Origin of the sequence: Pseudomonas sp. SBB6 (genome assembly GCF_024213215.1) — a bacterium.
Classification (GTDB): Bacteria; Pseudomonadota; Gammaproteobacteria; order Pseudomonadales; family Pseudomonadaceae; genus Aquipseudomonas; species Aquipseudomonas donghuensis.
The window spans coordinates 62,164-76,890 of the sequence record NZ_JANAVH010000016.1; the positions used below are offsets into that span (position 1 = coordinate 62,164).

The following is a 14,727-nucleotide window of genomic DNA, read 5'->3' on the forward strand; positions in this document are numbered from 1 at the left end:
AAAAAGCCCCGAAGCGGGCCGTGCGCATGATACAACGTCCCCCGCCGGTCAGCGGACAATTTCCCACTTCTGTCGACATCACTGCCTTGCCAACATGGTCTCCCGGGCTGACGCCCAGACAACCGGAAGACAACCATGCTCCTGCGCACCCTGATGGCCAGCGTGATACTGCTTGGCACCTTCAAGGCTCATGCCTTGTCGACCGAGTCGCAACCTCCCAGCGTATTGCTGGAACTGGGTACACAGCTGGCGAACAGTGCCGGCAGCAGCCAATGGCAACAGCTCTGGCAACGTACCCGACAGACCGGGTATCTGAATTCAGGTGCACAAGGTGTGCATTTCGATGTACCCCAGGCAGAGATCCCGGCACTGGTTGCCGCCACCCTGGCCGCAGCCGATGAGGCCCTCGCACTGAAGCAGACGCACGTACTGTATCGCCGCGACTTTCACCCCAGGGTCGTAGGCAAGGTTGCAGCAAAGGATGTGACCGCTTTGTGCCTGTGGGTTGATTGGCGCAGTTTCCCCGAGCACGGCATCCATCGTCCGGCCGACTATCTGGGCCAGGTCAGCCTGTTGCTGACACGCCCTTGCGAGTAATCATGGGTTTGCCAAGCAGACGGCGGAGATATTGCCCTAGCAACGGGCAATCAAGGCTTAGCGCCTGAGATGACGCTCCTTTCCCAACCCAAAGCGATGCCAGTCCTACAGAAAGCGTGCAAAAAGGCCACCCCTCCTGCCCCTCTTGCTGCCTAGCCTCCTTTCTGCCCGGTAACCGAGAATCCAGCTCAAGCCATGACAGACAGACGCGATGTACCGCGTTGACGCTGCCTGCAATGGCCACAGCCGCATGGCACGGATCATCTAGGTGCCGAACTATCGCCCACAAGGAAGTCACCATGGAACTGAGCGACCTGAACCGAATCGACGTAGAGCAACTGCCCCACTCGCTGCAGATGCTGATCGAATGCCTTGGCATTGAACATGCCTACAACCTGACGAACACCTATGGCGGACGCCCCAAGTACATTCCCAAACACCGCGAGCGCACGGCCCTGGCGGAAATTCTGCCAGCGCCCGCACTGGATGCGCTGATCAAGCGATTTGCCGGCATGGCACTGGAGATCCCCAAGGTTGACCATTTCCTGCGCCAACTGCGCAACCAGCAGATTCAACAGGAAAGCGCCGATGGCCTGTCGCGCAGCATGCTGGCCAACAAGTACGGCTTAAGCCTGCGTCAAATCGGCAATATTCGCCGCCAGGACGCCTGCCCGCGCTGATTACAGCAGGCAACTACCCTGAATCCCCAACCCGCGCACAAGGTGTGCACCCACGATAAGGAAATCACCCATGGCAACAGTCGACAACGATATGATCGGTTCGGTCATGAACGCCCTGCCCCTGGACCGGATGATCGCCGGACCGCTGCAGGCAATGGTCCAGGCCCAAGTCGCCGCAAGCCAGACCTACGCCGACTTTCTCATGGGCGTCTGTGTCGAGAATGGCAAAGCGGTCGCCATCGAATTCAACTACGACGAAACCATTACCGATGAACAGGGGGCAGCCAAGGGAATCGTCTCCAAAACCATGCGCATCCCGCTCATGGCGGCGATCGCTCACCCCAACATCGCCATCGAGGAAGGGAATGTCGAGTTCGAAGTGACCATTAGCCAACAGGCCGAATCCAGTAGCGAAACCGCGGGTGAAGTGAGCACTGCCGCGTCCTTTGGCTTCGGTAAGTTCAAGATGGAGCTCAAAGGCCAGGTCAGCCACAAGTCGACACAAACCCGCAAGACCGATACCCGTGCCCGCTACGCCTTCAACACCAAAGTACGTCGTCAGGAACCACCTGAAGCGCTGATGCGGGTCATCGATGCCCTCACTGAAGCCGCCAGCAAACCGGTTACAAGCTCCAGCTGACAGCCACCGCCCTTGCGTAGGGTACCTCAGCGTAACCCTTCGCCAATGGCCCTCTCCACTGGAGGGGGCCTCAGCTGTAGATTTCCAGGAGTGCACACAGCTTGGACCCTCGCTCGCCGAACAACGCGCCCATCATCGCCAGCGACCTGTGCGATATCACTCGCGGCCTGCAGGAAGCCGCCGCGGCCACCAACAACCTGATTGCCCAGCAGTACATCAAGCTGTTCGACCAGTTTTTCGACTATGACGCCGAGGCACTGGGCACGCCGATGAAAGCCAAGATGGTCGCAGTGGCGATGGACGATCAGCACACGATGCAGATCCCGCTGATCGCACTGGTGTCACCGCGGGGGCTGGCACTGGAGCGTATGCAGGTAGACCTCTCTGTGCGGATTCAGAACACCGAAACCACCGAAGCTGGCGAGAACCTGCAACGCGAGCGCTTCTATGTGACGGTCGGTGGCCAGAGCAAACGCAACGACGATGCAGCACGCGACCCCGAAGAAGTACAGATCCGCATGCAGTTCCAGGCCTGTGAACCACCGGAAGCGCTGAACCGGCTGATCGAGGAGTACACCAAACTGATTACCCCGCTTCGCTTGTCCACCCCCGTCCAGCCCACGGACGACAGCAACGAGTTCATCGAAGCGGCGACCGTGCGCTGACACTACCGGCCTCTAGAAGTCGCGCTTGTAGAAGATATCCAGGGAGCTGGCCAGACCACTGGCCGCCTCCAGGTAAACCTTCTTGCTGAGCTTGTAACGCAGGGCAATGGTGTTGGCCGGCTCGAACACCCCAACGCCGTAACGCAGGCTCAAACGCTCGGTCAGGTTACCGCTGGCGACTACCGCGGTGTTGTTGCCGCTGCCCTGGGTGTCGAGCTGGAAGTCGTCGATACCCAGGCTCGAGGCCAAGCTGCCGGTGATCCCGGCGCTGCCTGCCAGGCCCAGGCCGAGCGCGGCTTCAGCGAGCATGTTGTTGTCTTCCCCGGTAGTACCCAATGGCCGCCCGAGCACCAGGTAGGACAACGCCTGCTCCTGGCTCATGGCCGGCTCCGAGAACACCTGGGTGGTGGGCTGTTCGGCGCTGCCGCTCAAGCGGATACCGGCAATCACATCATCGGTCTTGCGAATCGCCTCGATGTCCAGGTACGGCTGGTCGATGGGGCCGGCAAACAGCAAGCGCGCGCGGCGGATGGTCAGGCGTTGGCCATAGGCGCGGTAGCGGCCGTCGGCCAGGCTCAGTTCGCCGCGGGTATCGAGGTTGTCACCGATGTGCACGTGCCCCAGCAGGTTGGCGGTCAGGCCAAAGCCGCTGAACGAGAGTTTTTCCTGACCGACCTGGACGTCGATATCCATGGCCATGGCCATCGGCGGTTTGCCCTCCTCGGTCTGATGACCAAGGATCACCGTATCGTCGGAAACCTTGACCGTGGACGGCGGTAACTCACGCACGGTGATTTTGCCCTTGGGCACCAGCACCTTGCCGGTCACCGCGAGCTTGTCGTCAATCAGGCTGATTTTCAGGTCCGGAGCGACTTCCAGTGCCGCATAGGGCTCAACGTTGACCGGCAGCTGCTGGCCCTGCAGCGCCAGGTTGACAGTCAGTGCCTGGCCCCAGCCAATCTGCCCGTTCAGGCTGCCCTGGCCAGCGTCACCGCTTTTCCAGCGGCCGTTGAGCTGGACCTGTTCACCAGCGATCAGCGCCTGCAATTGCAGATCCTCAAGGCTGATCGGCAGCTCCGAGCCGCTGATTTCGCCACGCGCAAGGTTCAGGCTGCCATTGACCTGGGGCGCCAGCAAGGTGCCGGACAGGCGCCCGCTGCCGTTGAGCTGGCCATTCAAACGTTCGACCATCGGCGCGAACGGGCGGCCAATGGCCAGATCCAGGCCACTGAGGCGGAAGTCACCGCTCAGGGGTTTGTTTTTGGCCAGCGGATCAAGCCGGGTGTTGACCGCCAGCTCGCCGAGCTTGTCGCCCAGGAAATCCAGGCGGGTGTCGATGCGTCGCGGGCCCAGGGTGCTTTGCAGGCGCAGGGTCTGGTAGGGGAAGTCCAGCCAGCGGTCCTTTTCGCGCACCCGCAGGGTACCGCCGCTGGCATCGATGAGGACAGTGCCCTTGGGCCCGCTGGCCGGAACATCGAGGTTGATGTCGGCATTGAGCAGGCCCTGCCAGGCAAAGTCCTTGGGCAGCCACTGCGCCAGGCTTTGCAACGGGAACTGCTTGAGGTGGTAGCGCAGGCGCGGCTCGGGCGCCAGACGCTGGTCTTCGCCACACAGGCTGGCCTGGCCGGAACGCCAGCAATGGGCGCTGAAATCCACTTGCCCACTGGCCAGGCGCTGCAGTTTCGCCGGGGCCTGCAGGCGCCAGTCCTGGCCGCCGGCCTGGATTTCACCACTGGCCAGGCGACCGCGCCAGTTGCCCTTGTCCAGTTGCCCGTCCAGGCCCAGGTCCAGCTTGAGCTGCGGCCCGTCCAGGGCCAGTTGCAGCTTTTGCTGGCGAATGTCACCTGCCCCCTTGGCGGTGAGCATGCCAAGGGGGGTATCACCCAGGCGAATGCCACCGGCCTGCAGGTCGATAAGCGCGCGTTGCGCGTTGTCCAGACGCGCATCCAGATTCAGGCGCTGTACACGGTTGTCGGCCTGGGCCAATTGCTGGCCCTGCAGAACGAAGCTGCCCTGGGGCGCCTGCAAGGTTCCGGCAACCTCCAGTCGCCCCTTGACCTGGCCTTGCAACTGCGGCCAGAGTTGGCCCAGGCGCGGCAGGTTGAGATCGATCTGCCCGGCCAGGCGCTGTTGCAGGCTGCCGCTGCCATTGATCTGGTTGTCGCCCAGGCGGATGTCCAGGGTGCCCAGGGTCCATTGCTGCCCTGCCCCTTGTGCCACCGCTTTGAGTACGGCGGGCTGGCCGCGCAGGCGGCCCTTGAGGTCAAGGTCGGCATCCAGGCGCAACTCGCCGTTTTTCATCTCGCCCTTGCTGCGTAACGGGCCCGCCAGGGTGCCGGGCAATTCGGCCAGCCAGTACGCCGGGTTCAGCGCCGACAGTTCCAGCGCCGCATCCCAGGCCAGGCCATCGGCAAACTGCACGCCGACACTGCCGGCGGCCTTGCCCTGGCCGGCACTGAGCAGCAATTGCGGCAAGCTGACCTGCTTGAGGTCGCCCTTGAACGGGCTGCTCAGGCTGAAGGCGCCGGCCGGACCGTCCAGGTCACCTTTGAACTCGCCCTGGTAGTTGCCATCACGGTACTGCACCTGGCCGTTGAAGCGGCGCAGAGTAACGTCGGGCGCTTGCTCCAGCGGATACAGGCGCAACCAGGGGAAATCCAGCCAGTCGATGCTGGCTTCAGCGCTCAGGCCTTGCTGCCAGTCGGCCTTGGCCTTGAGCTTGAGCGCCTGTTCGGCGCTGGCGCTGAGGTCCAGGGTGCTGAGCTCGGCACCTTTGGCATCGACCCGGCCTTGCAGATTGAGCGCCACCGGCCCCTGCTCGGCGGGCAGGCTGGCTGAACCCTGCAGCTGATAACCGCTTTGCAGGTTGCCCTTGGCGCTCAGTTGCAGCGTGTTCAGCTGCAGGGTGTCGGGCAGCTCGGCCGAGGGCTTGAAGGCCTCGCTGCTGATCTGCAGGTGCGCCGGCAGGTTGTCGGCCAGGGCTTGCAGCTCGCCGGTCAGGCGCGCGTGCAGGTAACCGCTGCTGTCAGCCTTGAGCCTGAGGGTTTTCTGCAGGTCGCCGTCCACCTGCAATGCCAGTTGCCAGGGCTGCCCGTCGACACTCGGCAACTGCAGTTGCCCCTTGGCCTGCAACGGCCAATCGGCTTCGGGCTTGAGCAACCCCTGCAGGTTCAGCTTGAGCTCATCGCGCTGCAGTTGCAGGCTGTCGATCTGCAGCCCGGCCGTGGTCCAGTGCGCGGCCAGTTGCAGTTGGCTGAGCTGTTCATTGCCGTCCAGGCGCAGATGACCGATACGCACCTGGCCCAACTCGATGGCCACGGGTAGCTTGAGTGCCGGCAGTTGCAACGGCCCGCTATCAGGCTTCGGCTCGCCGGGTGCGAAGGCCAGGTTGACCTGATCGGCTTGCAACTGATCGATGCACAGGGTCATGCGCAGCAAGCAGGCCGGCGACCAGGCCAGTACCGGCGCCACCAACTCGACCCGATCGCCGCCTTGTGCCCACAGCAAGCGCTCGGCTTGCCACTGCCCGGCCAGACGCCCCTGGAAGTTATCCAGCTGCAGCCCCGGCACCTGCTCCAGGGCCCAGCGGCTGCCGGCCTGGGTACCGAGCACCAGGCCCACACCCAGCACCACCAGCATGAGCAAGGCCAGCAGGCCAAGAACGATGAATTTGATAGCGCGACTCACAGTTCCGGCCCCATGGAGAAGTGCAGACGCAAACCGCCGTCGTCATCCAGCGCGCGGGCCAGATCCAGACGCAGCGGCCCGACCGGAGACACCCAGCGCACACCGATACCGACACCGGTCTTGAGGCTGGGCAGTTCCAGATTATTGAATGAATTGCCCTGGTCGATGAAGGTCGCCACCCGCCACTTTTCTGCAACCGAATACTGGTACTCGGCACTGCCGGCTACCAGGTAACGGCCGCCAATACGATCGCCGTCGGAGTTTTTCGGTGACAGGGTCTGGTAGTCGTAGCCTCGCACGCTCTGGTCGCCACCGGCAAAGAAGCGCAACGAGGGCGGAACCGAATTCTTGTAGCTGTTGGTGGCGCTGCCGCCGAACTGCACACGGCCGAGAAAGCGATGATTCTGGCCCAGGGTGGTCAGGCCCTTGAGCAGCACATTGGCATGCAGCAGGTTGGTGTCGGAGACCAGTCCCTGCTTGGCCGCCTGCACATCGAACTGCAGGCGATAGCCATTGTGCGGGTCGATGCGATTGTCGCTGCGCAGGTAGGAATAGCTGATGCCGGGCATCAGCAGGTTGCTCAGGCCCGAGTCGTCACCGAGCTTGTACTCTTCGCGCTGGTACTTGAGCGAAATGACCCGCTGCCAGCCGCTGGGCAGCTTGCTGTGCCATTCCGGGCCGACCGTGAGCAGCTTGCTCAAGGTATCGGTGCCGGCGATTTCTTCGTTCTGGTAACCACCGGCAAAACGCAGTTTGTCGGTCAGCGGCGGGTCGAGCGGGATGTCGTACCACAGGCCGACGTTCTGCCGTGGCGCCGACAGTTCGGTCTCCCAGCCGTAGCTGTGACCTTGCGGGTTGACCCAGTGGCGAGTCCAGTTGGCCTTGCCGCGCGGCCCGACGTCGGTCGAAAAACCCAGGCCCAGGCCCATGGTCCGCGGTTTGCGGGTGTCGAGCTGAACGGCCACCGGGATGCTCTGCTCGATAGCCGCGGTAGGCGCGGCATCGACCCGTACGCCTTCGAAGTAGCCGCTCGATTGCAGGGCATTGTTGAGTTCGGCGATCAGCTCGGAATCGTAGGGCGTGTCAGCCTTGAACGGCACCATGCGGTGCAGCAGGTCTTCATCGAGCGGCGTATCGCCAGCAAAGCTGACCTTGCCCAGGCGGTAGCGCGGACCACTGTCGTAGATCAGCTCGATATCGGCAACGCCAGCCTGGGGGTCGACCGCCAGGCGCTGGAGGACGAAGCGGCCACTGAAAAACCCGTAGCGCGAGGCCTGGTTCTGGATCAGGCGCTTGGCGTCTTCGTAGTGGCCATGGTTGAGCACCGCGCCTGAGCGCAACGCCTTGCTGTCGGGAATGCGAAAGGCCTTGAGTTCACTGGCCGGGCCATCGATACGGATGGTCACATCACGCAAGTGCACCGGCTCACCTGGGTCGATCGTCAATACCAGCTGCGGGCCCTTGTCGGCCTTGGCCGGCGGTTTGACCTCGCTGTCGATCTGCGCCTGGTAATAGCCCAGGGCCTGGGAGGCCTTGCGTGCCTGCTCGACTGCGCCGCGACTGAAGCGCAGCAGCGCCTCTTCATCGCGTTTACCAAGGCTGCCGATATAGCCTTCGACATTGGCCTTGAGTTCGTTATTGGCAGGTTTGACCCGGACTACCAGCTCGCTTTGCGCATACGCGCCGATGCTGGCAACCCATAGAATCAAACCGCAGGTAAATCGTCCTGAATACGTCATAGGCGCGGATGCTACCAGAGCTTGGCGGCAGCATGGAGCCCGAGGTTTTCCTCGCTGCTACGCAATTCAGGCCGATACCTGCTGTGACGACTGCGGATTGGGGTGAAAGAACACGTGTTCGCGGACCGGGCCTACAGCGATCTCGCCAATTTCCTGATAGCCCTGACGCTGGTAAAACGCCAGGTAGTGCTCGTTGCCGGTGTCCAGCACCACGCCTTGGGAATGCTCATCCACGGCACACCAGTCGTGCACAGCCTGTAACAACTGTTCGCCGTAGTGCTTGCCCTGAAACTGCGGGTGAACCCCCAGCAGCGGCAGTGCATGCACCGCGTCACTGGGCAGACAGGCCACCAGCGCAGCCTGGTAATCCAGGTAACGGCGGGTACAGCGAAACCCGGTGCTAAGCACCATGCGCATACGCCAGGCCCAGCTTTCGGTGATGCCCAGGCGCCGCTGCGGCGGGGCAATCAGGGCGATGCCGATCAAGCGGTCTTCAACCAGCAGGCCAATGGCGGGCAAATCCTGGAGAAAGTGCTGCTTGACCCGTTCGCGCATGGTGGCGCGAATACGCTGGTCGAACCCGGGGCGCTGGGCCTCGAACAGAAAGGCAAAGGTCGGTTCGTGGCGATAGGCGTGATACAACAGGGAGCGCGCCTCGCGGCTGTAGCCGCCATCGAGCAGACGGACTTCAGCCGGTGCGGCAGTCGATTCGGGCATGCTGGCAAACCTCCGGAAATGGGCATTCATTGCCTTTGAGGTGTGCGGGGTGCCAACGTTCACCTCGTGCCACAGGTTAGCAACCTCTCGAGTGGATCGCCACGCTGGCCGACGTCGCCGATGTCGGCTAGGATCCTGGGTTTTACCAGGATTGTGCTGCCCATGAAGATCGTCTCGTTCAACATCAATGGCCTGCGTGCCCGGCCCCACCAGTTGGCGGCGTTGATCGAAAAGCACCAACCCGACGTCATCGGCCTGCAGGAAACCAAAGTCAGCGACGAGCAGTTCCCGCTCGCTGAGGTCCAGGCCCTGGGCTACCACGTGCACTTTCATGGCCAGAAGGGCCACTACGGCGTCGCCCTGCTCTCGCGCCAGGCGCCACTGAGCCTGCACAAGGGCTTCAGCACCGATGAAGAAGAAGCCCAGCGACGCTTCATCTGGGGCACCTTCGCCGATGCCGATGGCACCCCGATCACCATCATGAACGGCTACTTCCCCCAGGGCGAGAGCCGCGACCACCCAACCAAGTTCCCGGCCAAGCAGCGCTTTTACAGCGACCTGCAGACACTGCTCGAGACCCAGTTCCAGAACGATCAGCCGTTGCTGGTAATGGGGGATGTGAACATTTCGCCGGAAGACTGCGACATCGGCATCGGCGCCGACAACGCCAAGCGCTGGCTGAAGACCGGCAAGTGCAGCTTCCTGCCGGAAGAGCGCGAGTGGATGGCGCGCCTGAAGAACTGGGGCCTGGTCGACAGCTTCCGCCACCTGCACCCGGAAGTGGCCGACCGTTTCAGCTGGTTCGACTACCGCAGCCGCGGCTTTGAAGACGAGCCCAAACGTGGCCTGCGCATCGACCTGATCATGGCCTCCCAGGGGCTGCTGCCACGGATCAAGGATGCCGGGGTCGACTATGACCTGCGCGGGATGGAAAAACCTTCGGACCACGCGCCGATCTGGCTTGAATTGAACTGATAAACGCTCCCACAGGCTTTGTAGGAGCGGGCTTGCCCCGCGATAGCATTCTGTCTGCCACATCGCATCGCGGGGCAAGCCCGCTCCTAGCACAGCCTGTCATCCCTCGGTCACATAGCTGTCTTAATCTCCCGGCACACCCTTTGCCCACGAGTGCCAGACGGCATGTTGCGCCACCTCTCCCTGCTTGTGCTTTGCCTGTTCCCGCTGATTGGCGCCGCTGACCCGCAGGCGCAATTACGTATCCAGGGTTCCAACACCATCGGTGCCGCACTGGCACCGGCGCTGGTCACAGGCTTGCTCGAGCAACAAGGCGCCAGCGCCATCAGCATCGTCAGTGGCGACGCCGCCAACGAACGCCAGGTCCGTGCACGAGACAGTAACGGCCAGGCCTTGCGCATCGATATCGCCGCCCACGGTTCCAGTACCGGTTTTACCGCACTCAAGTCCGGCCAGGCGGAACTGGCTGCCTCCTCCCGTCCGATCAAGCCGGTTGAGCTGAGCGAACTGCAAGCCCTGGGTGACCTCAACAGTGCCGCCGCCGAGCAGGTCATTGCCCTGGATGGTGTCGCGGTGATCGTCCACCCCGACAACCCCTTGCCGCAGCTGACCACTGTCCAGCTGGCGGAGGTTTTTTCCGGGCAGATCCGCAATTGGGAGCAACTGGGCATCGGCAGCGGCCCCATCAACCTGTACGCCCGCGATGACCGCTCCGGGACCTTCGAAACCTTCAAGGCCCTGGTGCTCGACCCGGCACAACACCCCCTGGCCGACACCGCCCGGCGCTTCGAATCGGCCGAGCAACTGGCCAGCCAGGTGCTCGGCGATCGCCAGGCCATCGGCTTCAGCAGCCTGGCCACGGTGCATGGCGCCAAGGTCGTGGCGATTGCCGACGGTGCGTCCCAGGCCATGCTGCCGACACCGGCCCTGGTGGCCAGCGAAGACTATCCGCTGTCGCGACGGCTGTTCTTTTATCTGCCGCCCGGTCAGGCCAATCCACTGGCCCGCGCCCTGGTCGAGTTCGCCCAAAGCGCCCAGGGCCAGGCCATCGTTACCCGTAACGGCTTCGTCGGCCAGCAGGTGCAGAGCATCAAGGTACAGCCGCGCAAGGAGATGCCCCGCCGCTACCTTGACCTGGCCAGCGATGCCCGGCGCCTGTCGGTGAATTTTCGCTTCCAGGAGGGCAACGCCAGCCTCGACAACAAGGCCCTGCGCGATGTGCAACGGGTGGTCCAGTACCTGCAAGCGCAGCACAAGCTGGCCAACAAGGTGGTGCTGGTGGGGTTTGGCGATGCCAAGGATGACCCGCAGCGCGCCGCCCTGCTCTCGCGGCTGCGGGCCATGGCGGTGCGTCGGGAACTGGCCCGCAGCGGCGTTGAACTGCGCGAGATCATCGGCCTGGGCGATGAACTGCCGGTGGCGGCCAACACCGCCGAACAAGGGCGGATCCGTAATCGCCGCGTCGAGGTATGGGTCTACTGAGCTGCCGACGGCTGGCCTGGGCAATCAATTGTTACAGGCTCGATTGGGCGCTCACCCTCCCCGGGGCTAGGCTTGTCCTTAGTGACGCCGGGCCCCTCTGACGGCTGCCAAGCCGCCATGTCGGAGTCACTGTTGCTCAGCAACGTCGACATCAAGGAGGGGCTCATGGCAGCTCTACAGGTATTTCTCGATAACGACTTCCTCGGCACCAGCCTGTGGTTCTGGCTGGCCTTTCTCGGCATCGTCCTGGCCCTGTTGGTGCTGGACCTGGGCGTACTGCACCGCAAGTTGCACGAAATCGAAATGCGCGAAAGCCTGCTGCTGTATGCCGGCTACTTCAGCGTTGGCGTGCTGTTCGGCGGATGGGTGTGGTTCGAGCTGGGCGCGCAGAAAGCCCTGGAGTTCTATACCGGCTTTCTCATCGAGCAGTCGTTGTCGATGGACAACGTGTTCGTCATGGCAATGATCTTCAGCTTCTTCGCCATCCCCCGCCGCTACCAGCACCGGGTGCTGTTCTGGGGGATTCTCGGGGTAGTGGTGCTGCGGGCGATCATGATTGGCCTGGGCAGTGCGCTGGTGCAGGAGTTCGACTGGATTCTCTATGTGTTCGGCGCCTTCCTGCTGTTCACGGGCGTGAAAATGCTGTTCTCCGGCGCAGAACCCCACCCGGACCTGGCTAACAATCCGGTGCTCAAATTCGTCCGCCGACACCTGCGGGTCACCGACGAGCTGCACGGCCCGCGTTTTTTCGTGCACATCACCCCGGCCGGGCAGAGCAAGGCGCTGCGCTATGCCACGCCGCTGTTCCTGGCCCTGGTGCTGATCGAGCTGGCCGACCTGGTGTTCGCCGTCGACAGCGTGCCGGCAATCTTTGCCATCACCCAGGACCCGTTCATTGTCTACACCTCGAACATCTTCGCCATTCTCGGGTTACGGGCGCTGTACTTTGCCCTGGCGGCGCTGATGCACCGCTTTATTTACCTCAAGTACGCCTTGGCGCTGGTGCTGGTGTTCATCGGTGGCAAGATTTTCTACCACGGCCTGATCGGTGCCGTGCCGCCGATGCTGTCGCTGGGCGTGACCGTTGCCCTGCTTAGCGCCGGGGTGTTGTGTTCACTGTACTCGACCCGTTCGCGGGGCAAGCCCGCCCCGGGAAAAGAGACGGGCTTGCGCGGCAAGCATCAGTGACCGCTACGGAGCATTTCCCTGGGCACGTACTTGCCGATCTCGTACTTGCCGATCGCCGCGCGGTGCACTTCGTCCGGGCCGTCGGCCAGGCGCAAGGTGCGCTGCATGGCGTACATGTAGGCCAGCGGGAAATCAGCCGAGACCCCGGCGCCGCCATGGATCTGGATTGCCCGGTCGATGACCTTGAGGGCCACGTTCGGTGCCACCACCTTGATCTGGGCGATTTCGCTGCGGGCGACCTTGTTGCCGACGGTATCCATCATGTACGCGGCCTTGAGGGTCAGCAGCCGGGCCATGTCGATTTCCATCCGCGAGTCGGCAATCTTGTCGACGTTGCCACCCAGGCGCGCCAACGGCCGGCCGAAGGCGGTACGCTCCACCGAGCGCTTGCACATCAGTTCCAGGGCACGTTCCGCCATGCCGATCGAGCGCATGCAGTGGTGGATGCGCCCCGGGCCAAGGCGCCCCTGGGCGATCTCGAAACCGCGGCCCTCGCCGAGCAGCACGTTCTCGTAAGGCACACGCACGTTCTCGAACAGCACTTCGGCATGGCCATGGGGCGCGTCGTCGTAGCCGAACACCGGCAGCGGGCGCACGATCTTCACCCCAGGGGTGTCGGTGGGCACCAGGATCATCGAATGCTGCTGGTGACGCGGGCCTTCCGGGTTGCTCAGGCCCATGAAGATCATGATCTTGCAGCGCGGATCGCAGGCCCCGGAAGTCCACCACTTACGACCATTGATCACCCACTCGTCACCGTCGCGCACGGCGCGGGCGGCCATGTTGGTAGCATCGGACGAAGCCACATCGGGTTCGGTCATGGCGAACGCCGAGCGGATATCACCCCGCAGCAGCGGCTCTAGCCATTGGCGCTTCTGTGCTTCATTGGCGTAACGCACCAGCACTTCCATGTTGCCGGTGTCCGGCGCCGAGCAGTTGAACGGCTCGGGGCCGAGCAGCGAGCGGCCCATGATTTCCGCCAAGGGGGCATACTCAAGGTTGGTCAGGCCCGCGCCCAGCGCCGACTCGGGCAGAAACAGGTTCCACAAGCCCTCGGCCTTGGCCTTGGCCTTGAGCTCTTCCATGATCGCCGTTGGCTGCCAGCGATCGCCTTCGGCAACCTGGCGCTCGAACACCGCTTCGGCGGGATAGACATAGGCCTCCATGAACGCCGTGACACGTTCACGCAGCGCCTGGACCTTGGGTGAATAGGCGAAATCCATGGGCAGTACCTTCAGTGGAAAAGGGATCTGATATCGATCCTAGATCAGCAGGCAAAATCCACCTAGTCTATTCTCAGCGTGTATAAACATTCATAACCGATATATGATCCACGGATAACACCAATAAGAGCAGCGCCCATGAACCTGAGCAAGGTCGACCTGAATCTGTTCATCGTCTTCGATGCCATCTACACCGAAGCCAACCTGACCCGGGCCGGGCAGATCGTCGGCATTACCCAGCCGGCGGTGTCCAACGCCCTGGCGCGCCTGCGCGAAACCTTCAATGACCCGCTGTTCGTGCGCACCGCCCAGGGCATGGTGCCCACGCCCATGGCGCAAAACATCATCGGCCCGGTGCGCAATGCCCTCTCGCTGCTGCGCGTGTCGGTGCAGGAGAGCCGCATCTTCAACCCGCTGCAGGCCAACAAGACCTTTCGCATCAGCATGACCGACCTCACCGAGGCGGTGATTTTGCCGCTGCTGTTCCAGCGCCTGCGCCGCCTGGCGCCGGCGGTGGCGGTGGCGATCGAAAGCTTCTTGTGCAAGCGCCGGGAAACCACCAAGGAACTGGCCGCCGGGCGCCTGGACTTTGCCGTCGATGCGCCGCTCAACACCGACCCGCAGGTACGCCACGTCAAACTGATGCAGGACCGTTACGTCTGCGCCATGCGCCAGGGCCATCCGCTGTTCAAGGACACGCTCAGCCTGGACGACTACCTGGGCATGACCCACATTCATATCTCCAGCCGGCGCAACGGCCTGGGTTATGTCGACCTGGCCCTGGGCAAAATGGGCGTGCAGCGCAAGATTGCCCTGCGCTCCCAGCATTACCTGATGGCTTCCCAGGTGCTGCAGCAGACCGACATGGTCATGACCGTACCGGAGCGTTTCGCCCGTCGCCACCAGCTCAACCATGTCAGCCTGCCGGTGGATGTGCCGCCACTGGAAACCCACCTGTATTGGCACGAGAGCACCGACCAGGACCCGGCCAACCGCTGGATGCGCGAACAGATCATCGAGCTGTGCCAGGGCGTGGTGGCGCAGGATGAGCGGGCGGCCAAGGCTGAGGTGCCGTTGCAGTGAACACAGAGCCATTGTGGGAGCCGGCGTTGCCGGCGATGCAGGGCATAGCCC

General features: G+C 63.0%; 12 protein-coding genes. 8 read left to right on the forward strand and 4 right to left on the reverse strand.

Features of this window, described 5'->3' with window-relative positions; translation table 11 throughout:
• Positions 1-135: 135 nt before the first annotated feature.
• From NLX68_RS24035 to NLX68_RS24050, 4 genes are all read left to right on the forward strand, one after another.
• The gene (locus NLX68_RS24035) at positions 136-597 is read left to right on the forward strand and encodes a hypothetical protein (protein WP_254286111.1); all 462 of its coding nucleotides are present in this window, start codon (positions 136-138) and stop codon (positions 595-597) included.
• Between the two features lie 299 nt (positions 598-896).
• Complete coding sequence (locus NLX68_RS24040; RefSeq protein ID WP_254286112.1) at positions 897-1,277, forward strand: Mor transcription activator family protein; 381 nt, start codon at positions 897-899, stop codon at positions 1,275-1,277.
• A gap of 70 nt (positions 1,278-1,347) precedes the next feature.
• A complete protein-coding gene (locus NLX68_RS24045) occupies positions 1,348-1,917 on the forward strand; it encodes a DUF2589 domain-containing protein (protein ID WP_254286113.1) in 570 nt (189 codons plus the stop codon).
• A gap of 101 nt (positions 1,918-2,018) precedes the next feature.
• Entirely contained in the window at positions 2,019-2,582 is a 564-nt protein-coding gene (locus NLX68_RS24050) for a DUF2589 domain-containing protein (RefSeq protein ID WP_254286114.1), read from the forward strand.
• 12 nt (positions 2,583-2,594) lie between these two features.
• Here the strand turns inward: NLX68_RS24050 and NLX68_RS24055 are convergent, their stop codons facing one another.
• The 3 genes from NLX68_RS24055 to NLX68_RS24065 form a co-directional block, all read right to left on the reverse strand.
• Positions 2,595-6,269, reverse strand: coding sequence for a translocation/assembly module TamB domain-containing protein (locus NLX68_RS24055; RefSeq protein ID WP_254286115.1), 3,675 nt, complete (start codon positions 6,267-6,269; stop codon positions 2,595-2,597).
• Positions 6,266-8,008, reverse strand: coding sequence for an autotransporter assembly complex family protein (locus NLX68_RS24060; protein WP_254286116.1), 1,743 nt, complete (start codon positions 8,006-8,008; stop codon positions 6,266-6,268). The genes NLX68_RS24055 and NLX68_RS24060 overlap by 4 nt, the downstream gene beginning before the upstream one ends.
• A gap of 66 nt (positions 8,009-8,074) precedes the next feature.
• Entirely contained in the window at positions 8,075-8,725 is a 651-nt protein-coding gene (locus NLX68_RS24065) for an N-acetyltransferase (RefSeq protein WP_254286117.1), read from the reverse strand.
• A gap of 162 nt (positions 8,726-8,887) precedes the next feature.
• Between NLX68_RS24065 and xthA the strand changes: the two genes are divergently transcribed.
• The 3 genes from xthA to NLX68_RS24080 all read left to right on the forward strand — a co-directional run bounded on the left by xthA (position 8,888) and on the right by NLX68_RS24080 (position 12,370).
• Positions 8,888-9,700 carry an exodeoxyribonuclease III gene (gene xthA / locus NLX68_RS24070; RefSeq protein ID WP_254286118.1) on the forward strand — a complete coding sequence of 271 codons (813 nt, stop codon included), beginning with the start codon at positions 8,888-8,890 and terminating at the stop codon, positions 9,698-9,700.
• Positions 9,701-9,865: 165 nt separating this feature from the next.
• Positions 9,866-11,182: a substrate-binding domain-containing protein gene (locus tag NLX68_RS24075; RefSeq protein ID WP_254286119.1), complete on the forward strand. Its 1,317-nt coding sequence runs from the start codon at positions 9,866-9,868 to the stop codon at positions 11,180-11,182.
• Positions 11,183-11,347: 165 nt separating this feature from the next.
• Positions 11,348-12,370, forward strand: coding sequence for a TerC family protein (locus NLX68_RS24080; RefSeq protein WP_254286120.1), 1,023 nt, complete (start codon positions 11,348-11,350; stop codon positions 12,368-12,370).
• Here the strand turns inward: NLX68_RS24080 and NLX68_RS24085 are convergent.
• Positions 12,364-13,593 (reverse strand): acyl-CoA dehydrogenase, encoded by a 1,230-nt coding sequence (locus NLX68_RS24085; protein ID WP_254286121.1) that lies wholly within the window; start codon positions 13,591-13,593, stop codon positions 12,364-12,366. The two genes, NLX68_RS24080 and NLX68_RS24085, sit on opposite strands and share 7 nt — an antisense overlap.
• A 138-nt stretch (positions 13,594-13,731) precedes the next feature.
• On the opposite strand from NLX68_RS24085, the gene NLX68_RS24090 reads away from it, so the two are divergent.
• Complete coding sequence (locus tag NLX68_RS24090; RefSeq protein WP_254286122.1) at positions 13,732-14,676, forward strand: LysR family transcriptional regulator; 945 nt, start codon at positions 13,732-13,734, stop codon at positions 14,674-14,676.
• The last annotated feature ends 51 nt before the right edge of the window (positions 14,677-14,727 follow it).